This is a genomic window from Sphingomicrobium astaxanthinifaciens (genome assembly GCF_022865105.1).
Lineage (GTDB): Bacteria > Pseudomonadota > Alphaproteobacteria > Sphingomonadales > Sphingomonadaceae > Sphingomicrobium > Sphingomicrobium astaxanthinifaciens.
Map to the genome: position 1 here is coordinate 1,323,964 of NZ_JAKNYM010000002.1, position 23,773 is coordinate 1,347,736.

The 23,773-nt window shown below is 68.4% G+C and carries 19 protein-coding genes; 15 read left to right on the plus strand and 4 right to left on the minus strand.

The window, feature by feature from the left end:
- The first annotated feature begins 11 nt into the window (after positions 1 to 11).
- The 9 genes from L8951_RS10740 to L8951_RS10780 all read left to right on the plus strand — a co-directional run bounded on the left by L8951_RS10740 (position 12) and on the right by L8951_RS10780 (position 8,738).
- The gene (locus tag L8951_RS10740; protein WP_244383051.1) at positions 12 to 788 is read left to right on the plus strand and encodes a TIGR04222 domain-containing membrane protein; all 777 of its coding nucleotides are present in this window, start codon (positions 12 to 14) and stop codon (positions 786 to 788) included.
- Positions 789 to 794: 6 nt separating this feature from the next.
- Positions 795 to 1,130: a DUF5818 domain-containing protein gene (locus L8951_RS10745; protein WP_244383052.1), complete on the plus strand. Its 336-nt coding sequence runs from the start codon at positions 795 to 797 to the stop codon at positions 1,128 to 1,130.
- Between the two features lie 30 nt (positions 1,131 to 1,160).
- Complete coding sequence (gene trmD, locus L8951_RS10750) at positions 1,161 to 1,883, plus strand: tRNA (guanosine(37)-N1)-methyltransferase TrmD (RefSeq protein WP_244383053.1); 723 nt, start codon at positions 1,161 to 1,163, stop codon at positions 1,881 to 1,883.
- 11 nt (positions 1,884 to 1,894) lie between these two features.
- Complete coding sequence (gene rplS / locus L8951_RS10755) at positions 1,895 to 2,287, plus strand: 50S ribosomal protein L19 (protein ID WP_244383054.1); 393 nt, start codon at positions 1,895 to 1,897, stop codon at positions 2,285 to 2,287.
- An 83-nt stretch (positions 2,288 to 2,370) separates the two neighbouring features.
- Complete coding sequence (locus L8951_RS10760) at positions 2,371 to 4,602, plus strand: DPP IV N-terminal domain-containing protein (protein WP_407696415.1); 2,232 nt, start codon at positions 2,371 to 2,373, stop codon at positions 4,600 to 4,602.
- Positions 4,603 to 4,668: 66 nt separating this feature from the next.
- Positions 4,669 to 5,694, plus strand: a complete 1,026-nt coding sequence (locus tag L8951_RS10765) for an aspartate-semialdehyde dehydrogenase (RefSeq protein ID WP_244383056.1) — start codon at positions 4,669 to 4,671, stop codon at positions 5,692 to 5,694.
- Between the two features lie 4 nt (positions 5,695 to 5,698).
- Positions 5,699 to 6,022 carry a hypothetical protein gene (locus L8951_RS10770; protein WP_244383057.1) on the plus strand — a complete coding sequence of 108 codons (324 nt, stop codon included), beginning with the start codon at positions 5,699 to 5,701 and terminating at the stop codon, positions 6,020 to 6,022.
- On the plus strand, positions 6,019 to 6,780 hold the full coding sequence (locus L8951_RS10775; RefSeq protein ID WP_244383058.1) for an alpha/beta fold hydrolase: 762 nt from the start codon (positions 6,019 to 6,021) through the stop codon (positions 6,778 to 6,780). The genes L8951_RS10770 and L8951_RS10775 overlap by 4 nt, the downstream gene beginning before the upstream one ends.
- 86 nt (positions 6,781 to 6,866) lie before the next feature.
- Entirely contained in the window at positions 6,867 to 8,738 is a 1,872-nt protein-coding gene (locus L8951_RS10780; RefSeq protein WP_407696416.1) for a M2 family metallopeptidase, read from the plus strand.
- Between the two features lie 79 nt (positions 8,739 to 8,817).
- Here L8951_RS10780 and L8951_RS10785 read toward each other — a convergent pair whose 3' ends face one another.
- Positions 8,818 to 11,277 (minus strand): TonB-dependent receptor, encoded by a 2,460-nt coding sequence (locus L8951_RS10785; protein ID WP_244383060.1) that lies wholly within the window; start codon positions 11,275 to 11,277, stop codon positions 8,818 to 8,820.
- A 66-nt stretch (positions 11,278 to 11,343) separates the two neighbouring features.
- On the opposite strand from L8951_RS10785, the gene L8951_RS10790 reads away from it, so the two are divergent.
- A complete protein-coding gene (locus L8951_RS10790; protein ID WP_244383061.1) occupies positions 11,344 to 12,921 on the plus strand; it encodes a tetratricopeptide repeat-containing sulfotransferase family protein in 1,578 nt (525 codons plus the stop codon).
- A gap of 77 nt (positions 12,922 to 12,998) precedes the next feature.
- Here the strand turns inward: L8951_RS10790 and L8951_RS10795 are convergent, their stop codons facing one another.
- Together L8951_RS10795 and L8951_RS10800 are read right to left on the minus strand one after the other, a co-directional pair.
- Positions 12,999 to 13,352, minus strand: coding sequence for a hypothetical protein (locus L8951_RS10795; RefSeq protein ID WP_244383062.1), 354 nt, complete (start codon positions 13,350 to 13,352; stop codon positions 12,999 to 13,001).
- Positions 13,353 to 13,448: 96 nt separating this feature from the next.
- Positions 13,449 to 13,928 (minus strand): peroxiredoxin, encoded by a 480-nt coding sequence (locus L8951_RS10800; RefSeq protein WP_244383063.1) that lies wholly within the window; start codon positions 13,926 to 13,928, stop codon positions 13,449 to 13,451.
- A gap of 120 nt (positions 13,929 to 14,048) precedes the next feature.
- Here L8951_RS10800 and L8951_RS10805 point away from each other — a divergent pair, with 120 nt between their 5' ends.
- Complete coding sequence (locus tag L8951_RS10805) at positions 14,049 to 14,615, plus strand: YqgE/AlgH family protein (RefSeq protein ID WP_244383064.1); 567 nt, start codon at positions 14,049 to 14,051, stop codon at positions 14,613 to 14,615.
- 66 nt (positions 14,616 to 14,681) lie between these two features.
- Positions 14,682 to 16,088, plus strand: coding sequence for an adenosylhomocysteinase (gene ahcY, locus L8951_RS10810; protein WP_244383065.1), 1,407 nt, complete (start codon positions 14,682 to 14,684; stop codon positions 16,086 to 16,088).
- A gap of 321 nt (positions 16,089 to 16,409) precedes the next feature.
- Here ahcY and L8951_RS10815 read toward each other — a convergent pair whose 3' ends face one another.
- Complete coding sequence (locus tag L8951_RS10815) at positions 16,410 to 19,559, minus strand: TonB-dependent receptor domain-containing protein (protein ID WP_244383066.1); 3,150 nt, start codon at positions 19,557 to 19,559, stop codon at positions 16,410 to 16,412.
- A gap of 381 nt (positions 19,560 to 19,940) precedes the next feature.
- Here L8951_RS10815 and L8951_RS10820 point away from each other — a divergent pair, with 381 nt between their 5' ends.
- From L8951_RS10820 to L8951_RS10830, 3 genes are read left to right on the plus strand one after another with little or no spacing between them, the layout of a single operon-like run.
- Positions 19,941 to 22,325: a sensor histidine kinase gene (locus L8951_RS10820; protein WP_244383067.1), complete on the plus strand. Its 2,385-nt coding sequence runs from the start codon at positions 19,941 to 19,943 to the stop codon at positions 22,323 to 22,325.
- Positions 22,322 to 22,753, plus strand: a complete 432-nt coding sequence (gene tsaE, locus L8951_RS10825; RefSeq protein WP_244383068.1) for a tRNA (adenosine(37)-N6)-threonylcarbamoyltransferase complex ATPase subunit type 1 TsaE — start codon at positions 22,322 to 22,324, stop codon at positions 22,751 to 22,753. Before L8951_RS10820 ends, tsaE begins: the two co-directional genes overlap by 4 nt.
- Positions 22,738 to 23,742: an aminoglycoside phosphotransferase family protein gene (locus tag L8951_RS10830; RefSeq protein WP_244383069.1), complete on the plus strand. Its 1,005-nt coding sequence runs from the start codon at positions 22,738 to 22,740 to the stop codon at positions 23,740 to 23,742. The genes tsaE and L8951_RS10830 overlap by 16 nt, the downstream gene beginning before the upstream one ends.
- Positions 23,743 to 23,773: the final 31 nt, after the last annotated feature.

A 23,773-nucleotide genomic window follows, 5' to 3' on the forward strand; every position in this document is an offset into this window, starting at 1 on the left:
GAAGGAGGGGCATGTGGCCCGATATCCTCGCGCTCCCCATCCGCCCCTTCCTGGCGGGCTATTTCCTCCTCATCGTCCTCGCGATCGGCGCGAGCGCGCTGTTCCTCGCCATGTTCCGTCCGCACGGGACGCGCCCCGATGCGCCGCTCGCGCTGCCGCTCCTCGCCTGGCTCGCGGGCGGGCCGCGGCGGCTCGTCGACGCGCTCGTCGTCGACCTCCTCGCCTGCGGGCGGCTCGCGCTCGCCGAGCGCCAGTTCATGGTCACCATCCGCTGGGGCGAGACCTATGCCGAACAGCGCCCGCTGTTCCGGCTCGACGGGCCGCTGTCGCTGCTCGACCTGCGCGCGGCGCTGTCGGATACCGGCAGGCAGGTGCGTGCCCGGTTGGTCGCACGCGGGCTGGTGGTCGGCGGCGCCGCGCGCGCCGGGCTCGGCGCGCTGCGCTTCTTGCCCTTCGCACCGCTCGTCCATTTCGGGGTCGAGCGGCTCCGGCTCGAGGTGGCGGGGGGCACGCCGCTCGCCGGGCTGCTCGCGATCCTCGTCGGCACCGCGCTGCTGGGCGGCGCGGCGATGGCGCTGCGCTTCGATACGCGCACCCGCGCGGGCATCGCCTGCGTTGCGGAGGAGCGCGAGCGCCATGCGGCGCTGCGCCACGCCCCGCCGGCCGCGGCGGCCGGGCGCGCGGTGGCCCTCTTCGGGCGCGAAGCGCTGGCCGATACCGCCTGGCACGCGCTCGCGCCACCCCGCGCGCACCGAGCGCAGGGAACCCGGCGCGGTCTCGCCGATTGATGCGCCATGCGTAGATTTCTCCCCGTCGCGGCCGCGATCCTCGCCGCCGCCTGCACCGTCGAACAGCCCGCCCCGCTCCCCACCGAGGGAAACGGGCCGGCCGCCACCCGCCCCGCCGACGCGCCCGCCACCGCGGTCTACGAGGGCGTCCTGTCGCCCGGCACCGAATGCGCGATCCTCACCACCGACGCGGGCACCCGCTGGTCGCTCTCGACCGCCGACGGCGAGGATCGTTATTACGGCAAGCGGCTGCGGATCGAGGCCGAGATCGCCGATGCGAGCTTCTGCATGGAGGGCGAGGGCACGCTCATCCCGCATTCGATCACGCTGCTCGACGATTGACCTCGACGCCACGCGCGCTAGGGCAGCCCGATGACCTTTCGCGCCACCGTGCTCACCCTCTATCCCGACATGTTCCCGGGGCCGCTCGGCACCAGCCTGGCGGGCCGCGCGCTCGAGGAAGGCAGGTGGCACCTCGAGGCGCGCAACCTCCGCGATCATGCGCAGGACAAGCATCGCACCGTCGACGACACCCCGGCGGGCGGCGGCGCGGGGATGGTGCTCAAGTGCGACGTGCTCGGCCGCGCGATCGACGCGGTGGCGGACGAACGCCCGATCTTCGCCATGACGCCGCGCGGCGAGCCCTTGACGCAGCGCCTCGTGCGCGAAGTGGCGGCGGGCGAGGGGGCGGTGATCCTGTGCGGCCGCTTCGAGGGGTTCGACGAGCGCATTTTCGAGGCGCGGCCGGTGCGGCCCGTGAGCGTGGGCGACTATATCCTGTCGGGGGGCGAGATCCCCGCGATGCTCTTTCTCGACGCTTGCGTTCGACTGCTTCCCGGTGTAATGGGCGCGGCTTCTAGCGGAGAAGACGAAAGCTTCGAGACGGGGCTCCTCGAATATCCGCATTATACCCGACCGGTAGAATGGGAGGGCCGCACGATCCCCGAAGTGCTGCGATCGGGGGATCATGCGCGCATCGCGAAGTGGCGTCACGAACGCGCTTGCGAGGATACACGGCTAAGGAGGCCGGACCTTTGGGACGCTCATGGGGAGCGTTCGGGTCAGTCTCCCTCTGGCGCGCGGCGACAAAAATAGGGTTTTGAGTGATGAACATCATCCAGACGCTCGAGCAGGAACAGATTGCCGAGCTCACCAAGGACAAGAAGGTCCCCGAATTCCGCCCCGGTGACACGCTGCGCGTCGGCGTGCGCGTCGTCGAAGGCCAGCGCACCCGCGTCCAGAACTTCGAAGGCGTCTGCATCGCCCGTTCGAACCGCGGCGTGAACTCGAACTTCACCGTGCGCAAGATCTCGTTCGGCGAAGGCGTCGAGCGCGTCTTCCCGCTCTACTCGCCCAACATCGACAGCATCACCGTCGTCCGCAAGGGCGCCGTGCGTCGCGCCAAGCTCTATTATCTGCGCGGCCGCACCGGCAAGTCGGCGCGGATCGCCGAGCGCAAGGACAACCGTCCCGCCAAGGGGGCGAAGGCCGACGCCTAAGCGCGCGCCTCACTTGCTTCTTCGAAAGGCGTCCGGCATCGCTGCCGGGCGCCTTTTGTTTTGGAGCAATGGAGAGATGGATGATGCGAAGCGTGATGTTGGTGGGCACCGCCCTGGCGGCCATGGCGATGGCTGAACCGGCGGCGGCCAAGGATCTCACCCTCGACCGCGTCTTCGCCTCGCCCGCGCTCGACGGGGTGAGCCCGCGGGGGGTCAAGCTCTCCCCCGACGGCAGCCTCCTGACCATGCTGCGCCCGCGCGCCGACGATCGCCAGCGCTACGACCTGTGGGCGCGCGATACCGCCGGTGGCGAGTGGCGGATGCTCGTCGACAGCGAAAGGGTCGGCACCGGCGCCGAACTGTCCGAGGCCGAGAAGATGCAGCGCGAGCGCGCCCGCGTCGGCAGCCTCAAGGGCATCATCGCCTACCAGTGGGCGCCCGACGGCAAGGCGATCCTCGTCCCGCTCGACGGCGACCTCTATCTCGCGCGGCTCGATGGCGGCATCACCCGGCTGACCGCGACCGAGGCGGGCGAGCTCAACCCCGCGATCAGCCCCAAGGGCGGCTATGTCAGCTTCGTGCGCGACCGCCGCCTCTTCGTCGGCCCGGTCGGCGGCGAGGTCGCCGCGCTCACCCCCGCCGAGGACAGCGAACTCGTCCACTGGGGCGAGGCCGAATTCGTCGCGCAGGAGGAAATGGGCCGCGATACCGGCTATTGGTGGAGCCCCGACGAGGCGCATATCGCGGTCCAGCGGTTCGACGAGGCCCCCGTCGGCGTCGTCACCCGCACCGCGATCGGCGGCGATGGCACCACCACCTACGACCAGCGCTACCCCGCCGCGGGAACTGACAATGTCCTCACCGAGCTGCATGTCCTGCGCACCGATGGCACGGGGATGGTCAAGGTCGACCTCGGCGCGGACCCCGACATCTACCTCGCTCGCGTCGACTGGGCGCCCGACGGCAAGGCGCTCTACGTCCAGCGCCAGGACCGCGCGCAGACGGTGCTCGACATGCTCAAGGTCGATCCCGCTACCGGCAAGAGCGAGATCCTCTTCACCGAGACCGCCGCCGACGGGCATTGGATCAACCTCACCGATCACTACAAATTCCTCGCGGGGGGCGAGCTCCTCTGGTGGTCCGAGCGCGACGGCTACGGGCATCTCTGGCTGCGCGACGGCGCCAGCGGCGACTGGCGCCAGCTCACCCGCGGCGCGTGGGTGGTCACCGATCTCGACGGGGTCGACCAGGACGCGGGTACGCTCTATTTCACCGCCAACGCCGAGGATCCGCTCGAAACCCACCTCTACCGGCTCGACTATCGCACCCCCGGCGCCGCGCCCGAACGGCTCACCGAGCCGGGGCATGCGCATGGATGGTCGATGGATCGCCGCGCGCAGCGCGGCATCGTCACCCGCTCCAACCCGGGCCAGCCGCCGCAGCTCTACCTCGCCGACGCGCGGGCCCGCCGGATCGCGTGGATCGAGCAGAACGCGCTCGACGCCGAGCATCCCTACGCGCCCTATCTCGACAGCCACGAGCCCTCGCTGTTCGGCTCGATCGAGACCGCCGACGGCGCGCGGCTCTATTACGAGATGATCAAGCCCGCGGGGATGCAGGAGGGGCAGCGCTATCCGGTCTTCTTCCAGCATTATGGCGGCCCCCACGTCCAGACCGTCCAGCGCGACTGGGGCGGGGCCCTCAAGCAGTGGATCGTCGACCAGGGCTATGTCTGGGTGCAGCTCGACAACCGCGGGTCGGACTATCGCGGGGTCGAGTTCGAAAAGCCGATCTACCGCGCGATGGGCGGGATCGAGGTCGCCGACCAGAAGGCGGGCGCCGAGTGGCTCAAGACGCTCGATTTCGTCGATCCCGACCGCATCGCCACCTATGGCTGGTCCTATGGCGGCTACATGACGCTGCACATGCTCGGGCAGGACCCCGGCCTCTATGCCGCGGGCATCGCGGGCGCGCCGGTGACCAAGTGGGAGCTTTACGACACCCATTATACCGAGCGCTACATGGGCGATCCGCGCGAGGTGCCCGAGGCCTATGCCGCCGCCTCGACCTTCCCCAACGCCGCGAACATCGCCGACCCGCTGTTGCTCATCCACGGGATGAGCGACGACAATGTGGTGCTCGACAATTCGGCACAGATGGCGCTCGCCATGCAGGAGGCGCGGGTCCAGTTCGACATGATGTTCTACCCCGGGCAGGCGCATGGGGTGCGCGGCGAGAATATCTCGGTCCACCTGTGGGAGACGATCATGCGCTTCCTCGAGGAGAGCGGCGTGCCCGGCGGGGCGCGCGACTAGCCGCGCGCTCCCTTGTCATTTGCCCGCCGCGCGCCTAGCTCGGCGGGCAAGATCACAGGAGTTTGCATGGGCTATAAAGTCGTCGTCGTCGGCGCGACCGGCAATGTCGGTCGCGAGATCCTCGCCATCCTCGCCGAGCGGACCTTCCCCGTGGACGAGATCGCCGCGCTCGCCTCCTCGCGCTCGGCGGGCGAACGGATCGATTTCGGCGACACGGGCGAGGAGCTCAAGGTCCGGAACATCGAGCATTTCGATTTTGCGGGCTGGGACATCGCGCTCTTCGCCGCGGGCTCGGAGGTGTCGAAGACCTATGCCGAGAAGGCCGCGAAGGCGGGCTGCACGGTGATCGACAATTCCTCGCTCTTCCGGATGGACCCCGACGTGCCGCTGATCGTGCCCGAGGTGAACCCCGAGGCGATCGACGGCTACAAGGCGCGCAACATCATCGCCAACCCCAACTGCTCGACGATGCAGATGGTGGTGGCCTTGAAGCCGCTCCACGATGCCGCGCGGATCAAGCGCGTGGTGGTCGCGACCTACCAGTCGGTGTCGGGCGCGGGGAAGGCGGCGATGGACGAACTGTTCCGCCAGAGCCGCGACATCTTCGTCGGCGATCCGACCGAGCCCGAGGTCTTCACCAAGCAGATCGCCTTCAACGTCATCCCGCATATCGACGTCTTCCTCGACGATGGGTCGACCAAGGAAGAGTGGAAGATGAAGGCCGAGACCAAGAAGATCCTCGACCCCAAGATCAAGGTGTCGGCAACCTGCGTGCGCGTCCCCGTGTTCGTCGGTCATTCCGAAGCCATCCACGTCGAGTTCGAGGACGAGATCTCGGCCGAACAGGCGCAGAAGATCCTGCGCGAGGCGCCCGGCATCATGCTCGTCGACAAGCGCGAGGACGAGGGCTACGTCACCCCGGTCGAATGCGTCGGCGACTATGCGACCTTCGTCAGCCGCGTGCGCGAGGATTCGACCGTCGACAACGGCCTCGCCTTCTGGTGCGTGTCCGACAATCTGCGCAAGGGCGCGGCGTTGAACGCGGTGCAGATCGCTGAGCTGCTCGGCCGTCGTCACCTCCAAAAGGGCTAGGCTCGTGATCGACGATCCGGGGGCTGAACGGCGCGCCCGCGCGGGCGTGGATGCGATGACGCTGCTGCTGCTCGGGCGCTGGGTGCGGCGTTGGGGCGTGATCCTTGCGGTGACGCTGGTCCTCGGGCTGGTCGAGGACCAGCTGATGCCGATCTTCTATATCTCGCTTGCCTTCGCGGGCATCATGCTGGTGGTGGTGCTGGCCACGCGGCGGGTGCTCAACAGCAAGCTGTCGCAAGGTCGCCCGCCGATCATCGAGACCGAGGCGCGCGAGGTCGAGGACGACCCCACGCTGATCGACATCACCCCGAAGGATCGCGAGCAGTGAGCGCAAGCACGCACCGTTGGACGGCGTCGGACGGCGTCGAACTCGCCTGGCACGAGATGGGCGAGGGGGAGCCGGTCATCCTGCTCCACGGCCTGGCGTCCAACGCCACCGTCAACTGGATCAAATATGGCCATGCCGAAAAGGTCGCCGCGACCGGTCGCCGGGTGATCATGCCCGACTTGCGCTGCCACGGCGACAGCGAGGCACCGACCGATCCTTCGCTCTATAGCGACGGCATCCTCGCGCGCGACCTCGAGGAACTGGTCGGCCACCTCGGGCTGGTCCCCGGGGAATACGACCTTGGCGGCTTCAGCCTGGGGGCGCGCACCACCGTCCATGGGGTGGGCGAAGGGCTGCGACCCGCGCGCGCGATGCTCTGCGGCATGGGGCTCGAGGGGCTGACGGGCTGGGACCAGCGACAGGCGTTCTTCCAGAAGGCGCTCGACCGTTTCGACGTCGCCAAGCGGGGCGATCCCGACTTCATGGCGATCGCCTTCATGAAGACGATGCAGGTCGTGCCCGAGGCCATGCGGCTGCTGCTGCCGACCTTCACCGACGCGCATGACGAATGGCTCGATGCCTTCAACATGCCGAGCGCGGTGATCTGCGGCACCGAGGACCGCGACAACGGCGATCCGCAGGCGCTCGCCGACGCGCTGCCCCACGGCCGGCTGCACCCGGTGCCCGGCACGCACATGTCGAGCGTCACCAAGCCCGAGCTCGGGCAGGCGATCGCGGACTTCCTCGCAGCGGGTTGATTTCGGGGGGGCAACGGCGCAGGTTCCGCGCCGCGAGCAACAAGGAGTCTGTCCCCGTGAAATCCCTGCTGATTATCTCCGTCTCGATCGGCGCCCTCGCGCTGGCCGGCTGCACCACCACCAACAGCGATGCCGGCGAGGTCGCCGCCGCCCCGGTCGCCCCGCTCGACAGCGCGGTCGCGACCGCCGATGCCGACCTCACCCATCCGCTGACCCCCGCGGGCGCCAAGGCCTTCGTCGAGGAAATCGAGGCCGAATATCTCGAGCTCTCGGACATCGCGAGCCGCGCCTACTGGGTCAACAACACCTACATCACCGACGACACCGACCAGCTGGCCGCCTATTTCGGCACCATCTTCACCGAGAAGGGGGTCGAATATGCGACCAAGGCGGCGCATTATGCCAAGGTCGACGGGCTCGACTATGACACCGCGCGCAAGCTCGACATCCTGCGCGGTTCACTGACGCTGGCGGCGCCCACCACCGAGGGCGCGGCCAAGGAGCTCAACGACATCTCGACCCGCCTCAACTCGCTCTACGGCAAGGGCGAGGCCGAACTGAACGGCAAGAAGATCCCCGGCAACGACGCCGAGGCGCTGATGGGCACCAACCGCAACCCCGAGGAGCTCGCCCAGCTGTGGCAGAGCTGGCACGAGAATGTCGGCCGCCCGATGAAGGGCGACTATGCCCGCCTCGTCGAGATCGCCAACGCCGGCGCGCGCGAACTGGGTTTCGAAGACACCGGCGCGATGTGGCGCTCGAACTACGACATGAGCCCCGAGGAATTCTCGGCCATGTACGACCGCCTGTGGGGTGAGGTCGAACCGCTCTACAACGACCTGCACTGCTATGTCCGCAGCGAGCTTTCGGATTATTATGGCGAGGACGTCCAGCCCGACGAGGGCCATATCCGCGCCGACCTGCTCGGCAACATGTGGGCGCAAGGATGGGGCAACGTCTACGAGATCGTCGCCCCCGAAGGTGCCGGCGACATCGGCTACAACCTCACCGATCTGCTGGTCGACAACGAGGTGACGCCCGAGGGCATCGCGCGCATCTCAGAGCGCTTCTACACCTCGCTCGGGCTCGATCCGCTGCCCGACAGCTTCTGGGAAAAGTCGCAGATCGTGCGTCCCGAGGGGCGCGACGTCGTCTGCCACGCCTCGGCGTGGAACCTCGACAATGTCGATGACCTGCGCATCAAGATGTGCACCAAGGTCAACGCCGACGATTTCGTGACCATGCACCACGAACTCGGGCACAACTATTACCAGCGCGCCTACAACCAGCAGCCCTATCTCTACCTCAACGGCGCGAATGATGGCTTCCACGAGGCGATCGGCGATTTCGTCGCCCTGTCGGTGACGCCCGAATATCTCGTCCAGATCGGGCTGCTCGACGCCGACAAGGTGCCGAGCGCCGACAAGGATATCGGGCTGCTCCTGAACCAGGCGATGGACAAGGTCGCCTTCCTGCCCTTCGGGCTGCTCGTCGACAAGTGGCGCTGGGGCGTGTTCGACGGTTCGATCACCCCCGACACCTACAATTCGGCATGGGTCGGCCTCAAGCAGCAGTACCAGGGGGTGACCCCGCCGGTGCCGCGCAACGACGCGATCGATTTCGACCCGGGCGCCAAGTATCACATCCCGGGCAACACGCCCTATGCGCGCTACTTCCTCGCGCACATCCTGCAGTTCCAGTTCTACAAGGCCGCCTGCGAGATGGCGGGGTGGGAAGGCCCGCTCCATCGCTGCAGCTTCTACGGCAACGAGCAGGTCGGGGACCGGCTCGACGCGATGCTGGCGATGGGGGCCTCGCGCCCCTGGCCCGACGCGCTCGAGGTCTTCACCGGCACGCGCGAGATGTCGGCCGAGCCGATGAAGGAATATTTCGCGCCGCTTCAGGCCTGGCTCAAGGAGCGCAACGCGGGCAAGGACTGCGGCTGGCCGACCGCCTGATTGCCCGCTGATCGGCAAAAGGCCCCCCGGGATTGTCTCCCGGGGGGCCTTTTCGTTTCGCGATCGCCCCGGGGCGGGCTTAGAATTCCTGGCTGACCCGGACCCCGATCCGCCGCGGCGGCGCGACGAAGGTGCCGAAGCTGCGCGCATAGACGGGATCGCCGTTGATGTCGGTCACCACCTGGTCCCAGTCGGGGGTGGCGCGCACCCCGGTCTCGGCGAATTCGCCCCACAGGTTGTCGGCGTAGACGATGACCCGCGTCCCATGGCGGTTCTCGAACCCGACCGAGGCCTGGTGGAGGTCGAAGCCGGGCAGGGTGAGCGCGGCGCCGCGCGCGCCGGTACGGGTCAGCACGTCGCTCTGCGCGTAGACCGCGTAGGACAGGGCGAGGTCCCAGTCGGCAGTGAGCGGCGTGTCATAGTCGACCGCGAACCCGCCCTGGTGCCGCGGGCTGCCCGGCAGCCGGTCGCCCTTCTGCCCGTCGATGAAGCTGTTGTCGAAGCCGGGCGGGAAGATCACGGGGATGATGTTCGGGCTGAGCTCGGTCAGCTGCGCGTCGTTGTAGCTGTAGTTGGCAGTGAGGCTGAGCTTGTCGTTGACCCGCCACGCGGTCGACAGTTCGAGCCCCTGCGACTTGGCCCCCGCGCCGTTGATGGTGATCGGCGCCTGCCCGTTGGTGGTCGCCGAATCGATCTGCGGGTCCGACCAGTCGATATAATAGACCGCGCCGTTGAGCGTGAGCGTGCGCCCCAGCCATTGCGTCTTGAAGCCGAGCTCGTAATTGGTCGTCTTGTCGGCGCGATAGTCGAGTTCGCCGGGCTGCGCGCAGATGATCTGGTTGGGCGGCAGCGGCACGGGGCAGGGGGCGATCGCGTTCGAATTGCCGATCCGGAACCCCTGGCTGACGGTCGCATAGACGAGCGCGTTGGCGGCCACGTCGTAGCTCGTGTTGAACTTGAATAGGAAGCCGTCGTCCTCCTGCCCGCCGGTCTCGAAATCGAGCACGATGCTGTCGGGCGCATCGCCCTCGAACACGGTGCGGAACAGCGGCAGGTCGAAGGTCTGCTGCGTGACCAGTTCATAATCGTAGTAGCGCCCGCCGACCGTGACCTGCCAGTCATCGGTCAGCTGGTAGCTGAGCTCGCCGTAGAGCGCCTGCTCGGTCAGCTCCGACAGGAAGGGCTCGAGATATTCGATGCTGTCGGGGCGCAGCTGGATGCCGCCGAACTCATCGACCGCGAACTGGTCGAAGCCGGGGGTGAACTCGGTCGACAGATTGTCGATTTCCTGGTCGAGGTAGAAGGCGCCCGCGATCAGGCTGAAGCGGCTGTCCCAGTCGGACACGAAGCGCACTTCCTGCGTGAAGGTCTTTTGCTCGCCCTCCTCGAGGGTGAAGGCGGTGAACTCGGGAAAGGCCTCGTAGCTGTACTGCAGCCCGATCAAGAGGTCGGTCTGGTCGCGGTTGCCCTCTTCCTCGGCCACCGAGTAGCCGGTCGCGGAGACCAGCTTGCCGAAGCCGAGGTCGAGTTCGGCCTCGAGGCTGGCGAGCTGGGTGGTGCGGGTGTTGGGCTCGGGCACGCGCAGCGCCGCTTCATATTTGCCGATCGGCACCGGGAAACTCGACAGCCGCGTCTGCGAGAACTGGCGGCCGCCGGTCTTGTCCTCCTGGAAATGATAGCTCGCGGTCACGTCGAGCAGGTCGCCCGGCGCAAAGCGCAGCGCCGCGCGCGCGGTCAGGATATCGGCATAGTTGACGTCGTCGAGCCGCCGCAGGTTGGCCGCATAGGCGGCGGCGTCGGCGGGATCGACGTCGGGGTTGGACAGCCCGACCTCCTGCACCGCGAAGGGATAGTCGATGAAGCCCGTGTCATCGAGCTTGTCGAGGCTGGCGCGGAAGGCGAGCGTGGGCGCCAGCGGGATGTTGATGGTAGCGCCGAAGTCGGTGCTCAGCCCGTCGCCATGCGCATAGTCGTAGGCATCGGCGCGGACCTGCCCCGATATTTCCTCGAAGCGCGGCTTGGCGGGGATATAGCGGATCGCCCCGCCGAGCGTGCCCGCGCCATAGAGCGTGCCCTGCGGGCCGATCAGGAACTCGACGCGCTCCATGTCCTTGAGCCGCAGGTCGACGTACAGCGGCACCTCGCCGACATAGGTCGCGACCGTGCCGCCGCCGTTGGCGTTGCCGTCGAACGAGCCGAGCCCGGTGGCGTTGAGCCCGCGGAAGACGATCGGGGTCCCCGACCGGTTGCCCTGGTCGACGATATAGACCCCGGGGACCGCGCGCGCGATCTCGCGCAGGTCGTCGAGCCGGCGCTCGGCCAGTTCGGCCCCGCCGACCGCGCTGATGTTGATCGGCACGTCCTGCACCGTACCCTCGCGCCGCGTCGCGGTGACGATGATCGCCTCGTCGCGCACGAGCGTGTCCTGCTCTTCGTCGGTTGCGGCGGGCTGCGCGTCCTGCGCATGCGCCACATAGGGCAGGCTGCTCGCTGCAATCAGCAGCGTGGTGCGGGAGGTCGCGCGGATCCAGTTCTTCATTTCATCGCCCCGTTGTGGAATGACGGGGGCGAGTTGACGACGCAATCGCGCCAAAAGCTAGGCAAAATGTTCACGCCGACCGATAAGACCCCCGATGTTGCGATGCAGCAACAGCGCCTCGAGACCCGCTATCGCGCGGCGATGGCGCGGCTCGGGGTCGACCGCTCCGATGCCGCGGCGTGGGTTGCGCTCGGCGAGGTGACGCTCGAGGGCGAACGTCCGGCGGGGCTCTTCGCGCTGGCCGACAAGGCGCGCGCGCATGGGGGCGACAGCCTCGCGCTGCGCTGTCTCGAGGCACGCGCCTGCCTCCTGCTGGGGCGCCGCGCCGAGGCGCGCGAGCGTGCGCAGGCGCTGGCCCGCAGCCGGCCCGAGGACCCGACCGAGGCCGACACCATCGGGGTGCTGCTCGTCCATGTCGACCTCGTCGAGGCGGCGCTGCCCTTCTTCGAGACGGCGACCGCGGCCGCGCCCGGCAACCCCGCCTTTGCCTACAACCTTGCCACCACGCAGCAGTTCTGTGGGCGGATCGAGGCGGCGCGCGCGACCTTCGCGCGGCTCGTCGAGCAGCATCCGCAGCTGGCCAAGGGCTGGCTCGGCTGGGTCCAGGTCGGGGGCGGAGCCCCGCGCGACCTGCCGATGCTCGAGGCGAAGTTGGACGCGAGCGAGGACCCGATCGATCGTCTCTACTACGGGCACGCCGGCGCGCGGCTGTGCGAACGCGCGGGCGAGGATGGCGCGGCGATGCGCTGGCTCGAGCGCGCCAAGGCGGCGCACCGCGCGCGGCTCGACCATGATCCCGACTGGGTCGATGCCCTCTTCGCGGCGGCCAGCGCGAACATCGACGCCGCCGCGCGCGCTGCCGCCGCTGCCGCGCCCGCCGCCACGGCGGGGCCGCTGTTCATTCTTGGCATGCCGCGATCGGGTACCACCCTGATCGAGCGCGTGCTGGGCGGCCATGAGGCGGTCGCCAGCGCGGGCGAACTGAGCGACTTCGCGCTGGCCGTGCGGCGCCACGCCGCCGCCTCGGGACCGCTCGTCCTGTCCCCCGAGGCGCTCGCCGCGCGGGTCGATCTCGACGCGGTCGGCGACGCCTATCGCCGCCAGACCGCGCCGCTCGCGCCCGGTGCCCGGCATCTCATCGACAAGATGCCCTTCAATTTCTTCTTCGTGCCGCAGATCCTGCGCGCGCTGCCCGAGGCGCGCGTGCTGGTCGTGCGTCGCGGCGACGAGGACCTCGCCATCGCCAATTACCGCCAGCTCTTCGCGACGCGCTTTGGCTATTACGACTATCATTACGACCTCGACTGGACCGTGCGGTTCGTCGCCCGCGCGCAGCGGCTGATGGACCGGTTCGAAGCCGCGCTGGGCGGGCCGCGGCTGCGCGCGGTGCGTTACGAGGCGATGACTGCGGATCTGGCGGGCGAGGCGGGCGCGATCGTCGACTGGCTCGGGCTCGACTGGTCCGACGGGCTGCTCCGCTTCCACGAGCGCAAGGCGGCGGTAACCACCGCAAGCTCGGTCCAGGTGCGCGAGCCGGTGCATCGCCGCTCGGTTGAGCGCTGGCGGCGCTATGGCGCGACCAGCGCCGCGCTTGCCGCCGCCTTCGAGCGCGAGCGCGCCGCCGCGCGCAGGTTGATGACGTAAGACGCAAAAGGGGCCCGCGACCTGCGCCGCGAGCCCCTCGTGTCTATCCTGTCCGGGTCGGCCGGACGCTCGATCGCTTAGTAGGCGACCGCGCCCGTCTTGCTCTGTTCGGCCATCGATTCGTTGCGGCCCTCGTCGAGTTCGGACACCGCGTCTTCGTTCATCTGCGCGACTGCTTCGTCAATCTGCTCGCTCGACGAGGCATGCCCCGTCGCGGTGCCGATCTGCGACTTGCGGCGATTGAGGAGGAAGGCGCCCGCGCCCGCCGCCGCCACCACGCCACCGGCGATCGCCGCGCTGGCGCGCGGATGGTCGCGAATGGTGCGATAGGACTGGCCGATGATGTCCTCACGGCTCTCGAGGTTGCGGCGCGTCGCCTCGAGGCGGCTCTCCTGCGTGCTGTCGAGCGAATGGGTGGGTTGCTTGGTCATGCTACTGGCTCCCTTGCTGATGTTTGTTTCGGGGAACCAACGCTCGCGGGGGCCGCCCGCTCCTTCGTTCGTCGCGGGCGACCCTCGCTTGGGCGCTTACAGCTGGCCGAGCAGCGTCTCGGCGCCCGAGACCTCGTAGCCACCCGCCTCCTCGACGTTGAGCTGCTTGACCACCCCGTCCTCGACCAGCATCGAATAGCGCTGCGAGCGGGTGCCCATGCCGAAGCCCGAGGCGTCCATCGTCAGCCCCAGCGCCTTGGCGAACTCGCCATTGCCGTCGGCGAGCATGTCGATGTCCTCGCTGCCCGCCTGCGCGCCCCAGGCGCCCATGACGAAGGCATCGTTGACGCTGGTCGCGGCGATCTTGTCGACCCCCTTGACCTTCAGTTCGTCGGCCTTCTCGACGAAGCTCGGCAGGTGGCGCGCCGAGCAGGTCGGGGTGAAGGCGCCGGGCACGGCGAACAGCGCCACCGTCTTGCCGGCGAAATAATCCTTGGTGTTGACGGGCACCGGCCCTTCGGGGGTGGCGAGGCTGAGCGAGGCGTCGGGGAGGCGGTCGCCGATCTTGATGGTCATGGCACGGGGTTCCTTCATGGTCTTGGTCGTCCCTGTCCTAAAGCATGGCGCGCCCCGCGGTTGCAATCGGCGTTCGCCGCGCGATGCATCGCAACCCGGGTGTCTTGCGTTGCCTTCCTGATGATCGAGACCGCCACGCCCTTTCTTACCGGCCGTTTCCTCCTCGCCATGCCGGGGATGGCCGACCCGCGCTTTGAACAGGCGATCATCCTCATGGTCGCGCACGACGAGGACGGGGCGCTCGGCATCGGGATCGGGCAGGAGCGGCAGGGGTTGCGGGTCAAGGACCTGCTGCGCCAGCTCGGGCTCGAGCATGACCGCGCCCCCGACGCCCCCGTCCTCCACGGTGGCCCGGTCGAACCCGGGCGCGGCTTCGTGCTCCATTCGGACGACTGGGGCGGGCAGGACACGGTCGAGATCGGGTCGCTGTGCCGGATGACCGCGACGCAGGACGTCCTCAAGGCGATCGGGCAGGGCGAGGGCCCCGCGCGCTTCCTCGTCAGCCTCGGCTACGCGGGCTGGGCCGGGGGGCAGCTCGAGGAGGAACTGACGCGCCACGGCTGGATGGACGCGCCGGGCGACGATGCCATCCTGTTCGAGGGCACGACCCCGACCCGCTGGCAGCGCGCGTTCGAGGCGCTCGGCATCGATCCCGCGCTCCTCAGCCCCGACAGCGGCGCCGCCTAGGCCGCGGTTTGCAAGCCCCCCGCGAACCCGCTAGGGCGCGGGGGAGAATTCGGGGCGACCGCCCCGATGTCCAAGCTGGAGACCACCGTGACCGACTATATCGTCAAGGACATTTCGCTCGCCGATTACGGCCGCACCGAAATCACCATCGCCGAAACCGAGATGCCCGGGCTGATGGCGCTGCGCGAACAATATGCCGGGCAAAAGCCGCTCAAGGGCGCGCGCATCACCGGCTCGCTGCACATGACCATCCAGACCGCCGTCCTGATCGAGACGCTCGTCGCGCTCGGCGCCGAGGTGCGCTGGACCACCTGCAACATCTATTCGACGCAGGACCATGCCGCCGCCGCGATCGCCGACCAGGGCATCCCCGTCTTCGCGGTGAAGGGCGAGACGCTCGAGGAATATTGGGACTATGTCGGGCGCACCTTCGATTGGGGCGATGACACCGCCAACCTGATCCTCGACGATGGCGGCGATGCCACCATGTTCGCGCTGTGGGGCGCGCGGGTCGAGGCGGGCGAGACGCTGCCCGAGCCGACCAACGAGGAAGAGCGCGAGTTCAACAAGGCGCTCAAGGCGTTTCTCGAGCGCAAGCCCGGCTACCTGACCGAGACGGTCAAGAACGTGAAGGGCGTCTCCGAGGAGACCACCACCGGGGTCAACCGCCTCTACCAGCTCGCCAAGAAGGGCCTGCTTCCCTTCCCCGCGATCAACGTCAACGACAGCGTCACCAAGTCGAAGTTCGACAACAAGTATGGCTGCAAGGAAAGCCTCGTCGACGGCATCCGCCGCGGCACCGACGTGATGATGGCGGGCAAGGTCGCCTGCGTCGCCGGCTATGGCGATGTCGGCAAGGGCTCGGCGGCCTCGCTCTCGGGCGCGGGCGCGCGCGTCATCGTCACCGAGATCGACCCCATTTGCGCGCTCCAGGCGGCGATGGACGGCTACGAGGTCGTGACGATGGAAGAGGCCGCGCCGCGCGCCGACATCTTCGTTACCACCACCGGCAACAAGGACGTCATCACCGTCGATCACATCCGCGCGATGAAGGACATGGCGATCGTCGGCAACATCGGTCACTTCGATAACGAGATCCAGGTCGAGGCGCTCGAGAACTTCAAGTGGACCGAGGTCAAGCCGCAGGTCGACCTCATCGAGAAGCCCGACGGCAAGCGGATCATCTTGTTGTCGAAGGGGCGGCTGCTCAACCTCGGCAACGCCACCGGCCACCCCAGCTTCGTGATGAGCGCGAGCTTCACCAACCAGGTGCTCGCGCAGATCGAGCTGTGGCAGCGCGGCGAGGACTATGACAACACCGTCCACGTCCTGCCCAAGCATCTCGACGAGAAGGTCGCCGAACTGCACCTCGCCAAGTTGAACGTCCACCTCTCCAAGCTGAGCGAGGAACAGGCGAACTATATTGGGGTCGAGGTCGAGGGACCCTACAAGCCCGAGCATTACCGCTACTGAGGCCGGCGCGCCGGGGCCCCCGCGGCCCCGGCGTCTCGCCGCGCCCCCGTCCGGTACCCGCTCCCCGCGCAGGGGGGCGGGTTTTTTGTCGCCGCAACCCGGGGCGGCGCGGGCGATGCGCGCTACTTGGCGGATGCGCGAAGGCGGGGAGGGGGCTAGGCGCCCCGGCGATGGTCGCGCGGGCGATCGGGCCGGGCGCGCGTAGCGCGCGGGAGCTTGGACAGCGGGCGCGGGCCGGGGCCGACGTGGCTCCGCGCGAAGACAAAAGAAAGGGGCCCGCCGTTGCCGGCGAGCCCCCCACTTTCGCAGTGCGGTTCCGCGTTAGAAGCGGAGACGCGCCGACGCGGCGTAGCGACGGCCCAGCGAGTCGATCAGCTGGATGCCCGAGCCGAAATAGTCGTTCGCATAGTTGCGATCGAACATGTTCGTGACGGACAGCGTGAAGCGGAAGTTCTCAGTCGGGTCGAAGTAGACCGAGCTGTTGAACGTCGCATAGGGGTCGATCGTGTTGATTTCACGAAGTTCGATCCCGAGCTCCTCACGCGTGGCGACCTGCTTGCCGACGAAGTTGGTCGACACGAGGACACCCCAGGTGTCGGTGTAGTAGCGGGTGTTCAGCTGCGCCGCGAACTCGGGGTCGCCGAAGGTCGCGTCGGTACGGGTCGCCGACACGCCGGTGACATCGTTCTCGCGGAACAAGGTCCACAGGAAGTTGCCGCTCAGCGCGAAGGTGCCCGGGCCGCCGAACAGGTTCGGCTGATCCCAGCTGGCGACACCCTGCAGGCCCTCGAACTTGGTCGATTCGCCGTTGACGAAGGTGGTGGTCACGCCCGGGTTGTTGGGGTCGTTGACCACGAAGCCACCGATGTCGCCGGTCGACCCGTCGGGCAGGGTGCCCTGCGTGCCCGCCGGCTGGCGCCGGATGAGCGAGCAGAAGGCGTTGCCGTTGGCCGGATCCGCGGTGTTGAAGTTCTCGTTGTCGAAACAGGCCGAGACGATCTGCCCGATGCTCAGCGTCGTGATCGGCTGGCTGATGTCGAAATTGACATAGTCGAGCGCGAGCACGAGGCGCGGGATGAAGCGGGGCTGGATCACCGCGCCGACCGTCCACGCATCCGCCTCTTCGTTGAGGAGCGAGGGGTTGCCACCGGTCAGGATCGGGATCGTCGCGTTCGACGAGGGATCGTCGTTGGCGTTCGGGAACGCGGCGAGGAACGCGGCGCAGTTGCGCTGGCGTGCCGCCGGGTTCGGGCCCGCATCGGGGTTCTCACACGGCTGCGGAACGGTGCCGAAGGCATTGCCCTGCGGCGAGAACAGTTCCGAGATCGCCGGCGCACGGAACGACCGGGTGAAGTTGCCGCGGAACTCGATGTCGCGCACCGGGGCGAAACGACCACCCGCGGTCCACGAGGTGAAGGCCCCGTTGACGGTGTTCTCGACGAAGCGGATGCCGCCGTTGAGTTCGGCCGAGTGGATCAGGAAGTCGTTGTCCGGCGAGACCAGCGGAACGATGGCTTCACCGAAGAACTCGTCGATCGTGAACTCGCCCTCGACGGGCTCGATCGCGACCGAACGGCCCAGACCCTGCTGCTGGAATTCGCTCGGCAGGAACTTGCCCTGTTCGGTGCGACGTTCGTAACCGAGGTTCCACCCGATCGGGCCCGCGCCCCAGATGTCGAACAGCGTCGAACCGATGTTCGCGTTGAAGACTTCCTGGTCGAGGGTGGCGACCGCTTCGTTGTCCTGGATGACATAGTCGAGCGCGGCCTGCGAGGCGTTGCCTTCGCCGAACAGGTTGAGCGGGACGCAGTTCGGATCGCCGTTGGGCGAACCGCCACCGGCGGTGACCGTCGCGCTGACCGGCGGGGTCGGATCGCAGACGATGTTGCCATTGGCATCGGTCGTCACGTTGATCGCGTTGATGAAGTTCTGCTGGTTGATGTCTTCGCTGAACGTCGTGACCGTGGCATCGCCGCGGTTGTAGCTGACGTCGAAGTTGAAGACGCGGCCGAGACCTTCGAATTCACCCCGGACACCAAGCACGCCGCGATAGATCTCGTTCTCGCCGAAGCCCGAGGGATCGGAAAGGTCGAGGTTGACGCGCGACAGCAGGAACGAGCCCTGGCCCGCCGCGGCGAGCGTCTGGCGCGCCTGGTCGGTCAGGAACGGGTTGTTGGCGAAGAACAGCGGCGACCCGCTCGCACCACCGAACAGGATGGTGTTGAACGAGGGCTGCTGGACGAGTTCGTCGGCCCGCGAGAAGAAGTAGGTGCCTTCGGCATAGACTTCGATATCGTCGGCCACTTCAGCGGTCACGAACAGGTTGCCCGAGGTGCGCTCGAGGTCCGAGGTGATCTGGCTGAAGTCCGAGAACTGGAAGCCGTCGCCACCGACCGCGAAGAACGAGCCGGCGGGGAATTCGCCGAGGTTCAGCGGGACGATGTCGCCGTTCTGGTCGAACTGCGCGCCGAGGCTCAGCGGGCCGCCGAAGATCACGCCGCCGCGCGACAGGTAGGGCAGGTTGCCGTTGTAGAACTGGACGAACGGCGGGTTGCCGTCGGGATTGTCCACACCGCCGAGATTGTCGTTGGTGAAGGTCGGGTTGACGCGGTTCTGATCCGCGACCCCGCCGTCGGCGACGATGTTGCGCAGCGTCAGGATGTTGGTGGTCAGGAACGGACGCTCGTTCTGGAGCACGCCCTCGACGACGTCATGCGACACCGACGCGGTGATGTTGAGACGGTCGTCGAAGAAGTTCTGACCGGCCACCGCCGAGACGTTGTAGCGGAAGTTGTCGCCATATTCGGTGATGCCCGAGGTGCCCGAGATGACGACGTCGTCGAAGCGGGTCTTGAGGATCACGTTGGTGGTCGAGGCGATCGCGTCCGAACCGTAGACCGGCGCACCGCCGACCGCGATCGATTCCACGCGGTCGATCAGGACCGTCGGGACGACGTTCAAGTCGACCTGCGTGCCCGCGCCCGAGTTGTTGAAGACCGTCGGCGGGTTCGAGGTGACGAAGCGACGACCGTTGATCAGCGTCAGGTTGCGGTTCGACCCCAGCGCGAAGGCATTGAGGAAGTTCACGCCCTGGCCGAAGCTGCCCTGGCCGCCGGCCGGGGTCACCGAGCCGCGATAGACGGGCAGCTCGTTGAGCGCGTCGGCGACGTTGGTGAGGTTGCGGTTCTCGATATATTCTTCGTCGACCGTGATGATCGGCAGCCGCGATTCGACCTCGGGGAGGCGGATACGCGAACCGGTGATGACGATGGTTTCGCCTTCGACGTCCGAGCCGTCGGCTTCCATGAGGACATCTTCTTCCTCAACCTCGGGATCGGCGACCTCTTCGGCTTCCTGCTGGATCACCGCGCGCGCCGTGCCGCTGTCCTGCGCGTGCGCCAGCTGCGGGAACGCGAGCCCGCCAGCGAGCACGAACAAGGCAGAGCCGTTGTAAAGCTGCTTTCTCTTCATTGTAGCCCTCATGTTACAGTTCAATTCGGTCAAAGGACGGCGCTCCCCCCATGGCGCCACCGCCGCCGTGCCGTCCGTGGCCGGACGACCGGGCGAGTATGCGGAATCATGATGGCAACCGTTCCTCGGTGAGCGACCCCGCCAGAAAAAGAATGGGCATGCAAGCGCTTCTCGCCCGATCCGCCGCCAAACCCCGCTGCCGGGATAAGTCTGCCCGTCGCTGTGACCAATTGGCCACAGCCCGCGGCCACGCACCCCCCGGGCTTAGGTCAATGGCCCGCGTCTTTCGCGCCGACCCGCATGCACCTTGGGCCTCCCGCGAGCGGACAGGGGAGGGCGCACTCATCCCATGCGCGCGTTGGGGCTTGGCAAATCGCGCCGTTGCGCCTTACCTCGCGTCAACTGCCATCGACCCGAGCCAAGCTGGAGCACGCCGTCCTCACCGCCTACGCCATCGTCGCCATCTGGGGTGCCTGCGCGCTGGTCCTCACCGGGCTCGCCGCGCAGCGCATCCGGCGCGCGCAGGCGGTGCTCGACACCGCGCGCTCGATGCACGACCTGAGCGAGCGCTCGCCCGCGCGGCCGCTGGTGATCGGCCCCGACAACCGGATCGAGCTCGACAGCCAGCTGCGCGACCTGTTCCACCTCGACGCCGACCCCGCCTCCTTCGCCGGGCTGGCCGAGGGAGGCGTCCTGCCCCCCGAGGAGGTGGGCGCGCTCGAGGCCTCGGTCGAGGCGACGCGCCGCTCGGGCGACCGGCTCGACACCACGCTCGAGACCAGCGAGGGTCGCATCTTCGCGGTGCGCGGCGAACTGACGGGGGCGGGGGGCACCCCCGGCGCGATCCTCGGCTGGGTCATCGACATCAGCGAGGCCGAGGAGGCCAAGCGCCGCCTCGCGCGGCGGCTCGAGCAGACCGAGAATGCGCTCGACAGCCTCACCCACCTGATCGAGAGCGCGCCCTTCCCGATGTGGTATCGCGGCCCCGACATGAGCCTCGGGCTCGTCAACTCGGCCTTCGTCGCCGCGGTCGAGGGCGAGGATGCCGCCGACGTCATCGCGCGCGGCGCCGAGCTGATCGACGGCAGCGGCGACCAGAGCGCGCGCGCCGGCGCACAGAAGGCGCTCGACCTCGGCGCCCCCTACCAGCGTCACCAGCCCGCCACCATCGGCGGCGAACGGCGGATGCTGCGCATCGTCGACGTGCCGCTGCCGACCGGCGCGGTCGCGGGCTTCGCGCTCGACATCCAGGATCTCGAGGACGTGCGCTACCAGCTGGCGCAGAACATCCAGTCGCAGCGCGAACTGGCCGACCGGATGGCCGCCGGCGCGGCGCAGTTCGACGCCGACGGGCGGCTGAGCTTCTACAACCAGCCCTTCCACCTGATGAGCCAGCTCGACACCGAGGATCTCGACGAGGGCATCCCCTTCGATCGCCTCCTCGACGCGATGCGCGAGAAGGGGCGGGTGCCCGAGGTGCGCGACTATCCGAGCTGGAAGGCCGAGCGGCGCGAATGGTTCACCGCCACCGAGGAACTGATCGAGGAGGACTGGATCCTCGCCAACGGCGATCACCTCCGGGTCGTCGGCCAGCCGCTTCCCGACGGCGGGCTCCGGCTGATCCTCGAGGACCGGACCGAGCAGGTCCGCCTCGCCAGCGCGCGCGACACGCTGCTGCGGGTGCGCGCGGCGACCTTCGACAATTTGTTCGAGGTCATCAGCGTGTTCGCCTCCGACGGGCGGCTCTACCTGTGGAACCGTCGCTTCTCGCGGCTGTGGGGGCTCGAGGAGGGCTGGCTGTCCGAACATCCGCGGGTCGACGAACTCGTGCCGGCGATGGCGCAGAAGCTGGTCAATCCGACCGAGGCGGCGCAGATCCGCGAGCTCGTGCGCGCCACCACCGCGGGGCGGCAGTCGGGATCGGGCCGGCTGACGATGACCGACGGCCGCGGGTTCGAATATGCCGCCGTGCCGCTGCCCGACGGCAATGTGCTCGTCACCATGGTCGACATCACCGACAGCCTGCGGATCGAGAGCGCGCTGCGCGAGCGCGCGCGCGCGCTTGAGGAAGCCGACAGCGTGAAGACCGACTTCGTCGCCAATATGAGCTACGAGCTGCGCACCCCGCTGACCTCGATCGGCGGGTTCGCGCAGATGCTCGCGGCGGGCTATGCGGGCGAGCTGTCGGCCAACGCCAAGGAATATCTCGATGCCATCCTGCAGTCGGTCGAACGGCTCAGCCGGATGGTCGACCGCGTCCTCGATTTGACGCGCACCGAGGGCGGGGCGCTGCAGATCGAGCGCGAGCGGGTCGACCTCGAAGGGCTGGTGACCACCGTCGGCGAGGGCTTCCTGCCGCGCGCCCGCGAGCAGGGCCAGCAGCTGCGCTTCGCGATCGACGCTGAGACCGGCATCGTCGAGGGCGATGCACGGCGGCTGCGCGAGGCAATCGAGAACATCCTGCAAAATGCCGTCAACTATGCGGGACATGGCGCTGAAATCACGCTCGAAACCGTCGCCGAAGAGGAGGCGGTGCGGATCACCGTGACCGACAATGGCGAGGGGATCGACCCCGATGAACAGCCGCGCGTCTTCGATCGTTTCCATCGCAGCGAACCGGGCGAACGCGGCGAGGCCGCGCTCGGGCTGGGGCTGCCGCTGACCCGCCAGTTCATCGAGGCCCATGGCGGGCGCGTCGAGCTCCTGTCCAAGCGCGGCGAGGGCACCGCCGTCACGCTCGTCATCCCGCGCGGAGAGAGCCGATGATCCTTGCCGACGAAGAGGCCACGATGGCGGCGGGGGCGATGCTCGCGAAGGTCGCGCGCGCGGGTGACGTCATCACCTTGTCGGGCCCCCTCGGGACGGGTAAGACGAGCTTTGCCCGCGGCTTCCTCGCCGCGCTCGGGCACGCGGGCGAGGTGCCCAGCCCGAGCTTCGCCATCGTCCAGCCCTACGAACATCTCGACCCGCCGGTCTGGCATGCCGACCTCTACCGGCTCGAGGAGGAGCGCGACCTCGACGAGCTCGGGCTCGACGACCTTGCCGATGCCGTCCTGCTGGTCGAATGGCCCGAACAGGCGGGGCGCTGGGACCATGCGCTGGCGCTCGTCCTCGACCCCGATCCCGAGACCGGCCGGCGTCGCTTGACAGTGTCCGCGCCGGCGGCTTGGAAGGAGCGATGTCCGTTCCAATGACCCCGCCCGCGCTGGCCCCCGCCTTTCTCGAGACCGCCGGCTGGGGCGGCGCCGAGATCCGGCCGCTGGCCGGCGACGCCAGTTTCCGGCGCTATTTCCGCGTCATCCACCCGACCCACGGGCGCGCGGTGCTGATGGATGCCCCGCCCGAGCATGAGGATTCGCGCCCCTTCGTCGCGATCGCCGAGCATCTCGATGCGCAGGGGCTGCGCGCGCCGCGCATCCTCTACCGCGACCTCGCCGCGGGGCTTCTGCTGCTCGAGGATTTCGGCGACGCCCGCGTCGCCCCCGTGCTCGCGGCGGGCAAGGGCGACGAGACCGCCATCTATGCCGCGGCGGTCGACACGCTTGTCACGCTCCACGCCGCCCCGCTGCCACCCGGGATCGCGCCCTATGACGAGGCCGTGCTCAAGCGCGAGGTCGACCTGTTCGTCGACTGGTACCTGCCCGCGCTCGGGGTCGAGGACATCGACCGCGCGGGGTTCGATGCGGCGTGGAAAGCGTGCTGGCCGGGGTTGCTGGCGCGCACCGCGGCGCACCCGGTGCTGGTGCTGCGCGACTATCATGCCGACAACCTGATGCTGCTCGAGGATGGCGGCCTCGGGCTGCTCGATTTCCAGGATGCGCTCGCGGGCCATGCCGCCTACGACCTCGTCTCGCTGCTGCAGGATGCCCGCCGCGACGTCGATCCGGCGCTCGAGGCGGCGATGCGCGAGCGTTTCATGACCCGCGCCGGGGTCACCGACCCGGCGACCTTCATCGCCGACTACGAGCTGCTCGGGGCGCAGCGCAACGTCAAGATCCTCGGCATCTTCACCCGGCTGTGGAAGCGCGACGGCAAGCCGCACTATCTCAAGTTCCAGCCGCGCATGTGGGGGCTGGTCGAACGCAATCTGGCGCATCCCGCGCTCGCCCCGCTCGCGCGCTGGTTCGACACCCACGTCCCGGCCCGGTTGCGCGCCGCGGCGTGGCAGGAGCATGCCGCGTGAGGCGCAGCGCGCTGTCGCTGCGCCCCGCCAT

What these genes read in the sequence shown, in the direction of transcription:
- L8951_RS10805 (WP_244383064.1), top strand. Translation starts at nt 14,049, where the DNA reads ATGATCGAGACCGCCACGCCCTTTCTTACCGGCCGTTTCCTCCTCGCC.
- L8951_RS10760 (WP_407696415.1), top strand. Translation starts at nt 2,371, where the DNA reads ATGCGAAGCGTGATGTTGGTGGGCACCGCCCTGGCGGCCATGGCGATG.
- ahcY (WP_244383065.1), top strand. Translation starts at nt 14,682, where the DNA reads ATGTCCAAGCTGGAGACCACCGTGACCGACTATATCGTCAAGGACATT.
- trmD (WP_244383053.1), top strand. Translation starts at nt 1,161, where the DNA reads ATGACCTTTCGCGCCACCGTGCTCACCCTCTATCCCGACATGTTCCCG.
- L8951_RS10785 (WP_244383060.1), bottom strand. Translation starts at nt 11,277, where the DNA reads ATGAAGAACTGGATCCGCGCGACCTCCCGCACCACGCTGCTGATTGCA.
- L8951_RS10740 (WP_244383051.1), top strand. Translation starts at nt 12, where the DNA reads ATGTGGCCCGATATCCTCGCGCTCCCCATCCGCCCCTTCCTGGCGGGC.
- L8951_RS10765 (WP_244383056.1), top strand. Translation starts at nt 4,669, where the DNA reads ATGGGCTATAAAGTCGTCGTCGTCGGCGCGACCGGCAATGTCGGTCGC.
- L8951_RS10790 (WP_244383061.1), top strand. Translation starts at nt 11,344, where the DNA reads ATGTTCACGCCGACCGATAAGACCCCCGATGTTGCGATGCAGCAACAG.
- rplS (WP_244383054.1), top strand. Translation starts at nt 1,895, where the DNA reads ATGAACATCATCCAGACGCTCGAGCAGGAACAGATTGCCGAGCTCACC.
- L8951_RS10830 (WP_244383069.1), top strand. Translation starts at nt 22,738, where the DNA reads ATGTCCGTTCCAATGACCCCGCCCGCGCTGGCCCCCGCCTTTCTCGAG.
- L8951_RS10795 (WP_244383062.1), bottom strand. Translation starts at nt 13,352, where the DNA reads ATGACCAAGCAACCCACCCATTCGCTCGACAGCACGCAGGAGAGCCGC.
- L8951_RS10800 (WP_244383063.1), bottom strand. Translation starts at nt 13,928, where the DNA reads ATGACCATCAAGATCGGCGACCGCCTCCCCGACGCCTCGCTCAGCCTC.
- tsaE (WP_244383068.1), top strand. Translation starts at nt 22,322, where the DNA reads ATGATCCTTGCCGACGAAGAGGCCACGATGGCGGCGGGGGCGATGCTC.
- L8951_RS10815 (WP_244383066.1), bottom strand. Translation starts at nt 19,559, where the DNA reads ATGAAGAGAAAGCAGCTTTACAACGGCTCTGCCTTGTTCGTGCTCGCT.
- L8951_RS10745 (WP_244383052.1), top strand. Translation starts at nt 795, where the DNA reads ATGCGTAGATTTCTCCCCGTCGCGGCCGCGATCCTCGCCGCCGCCTGC.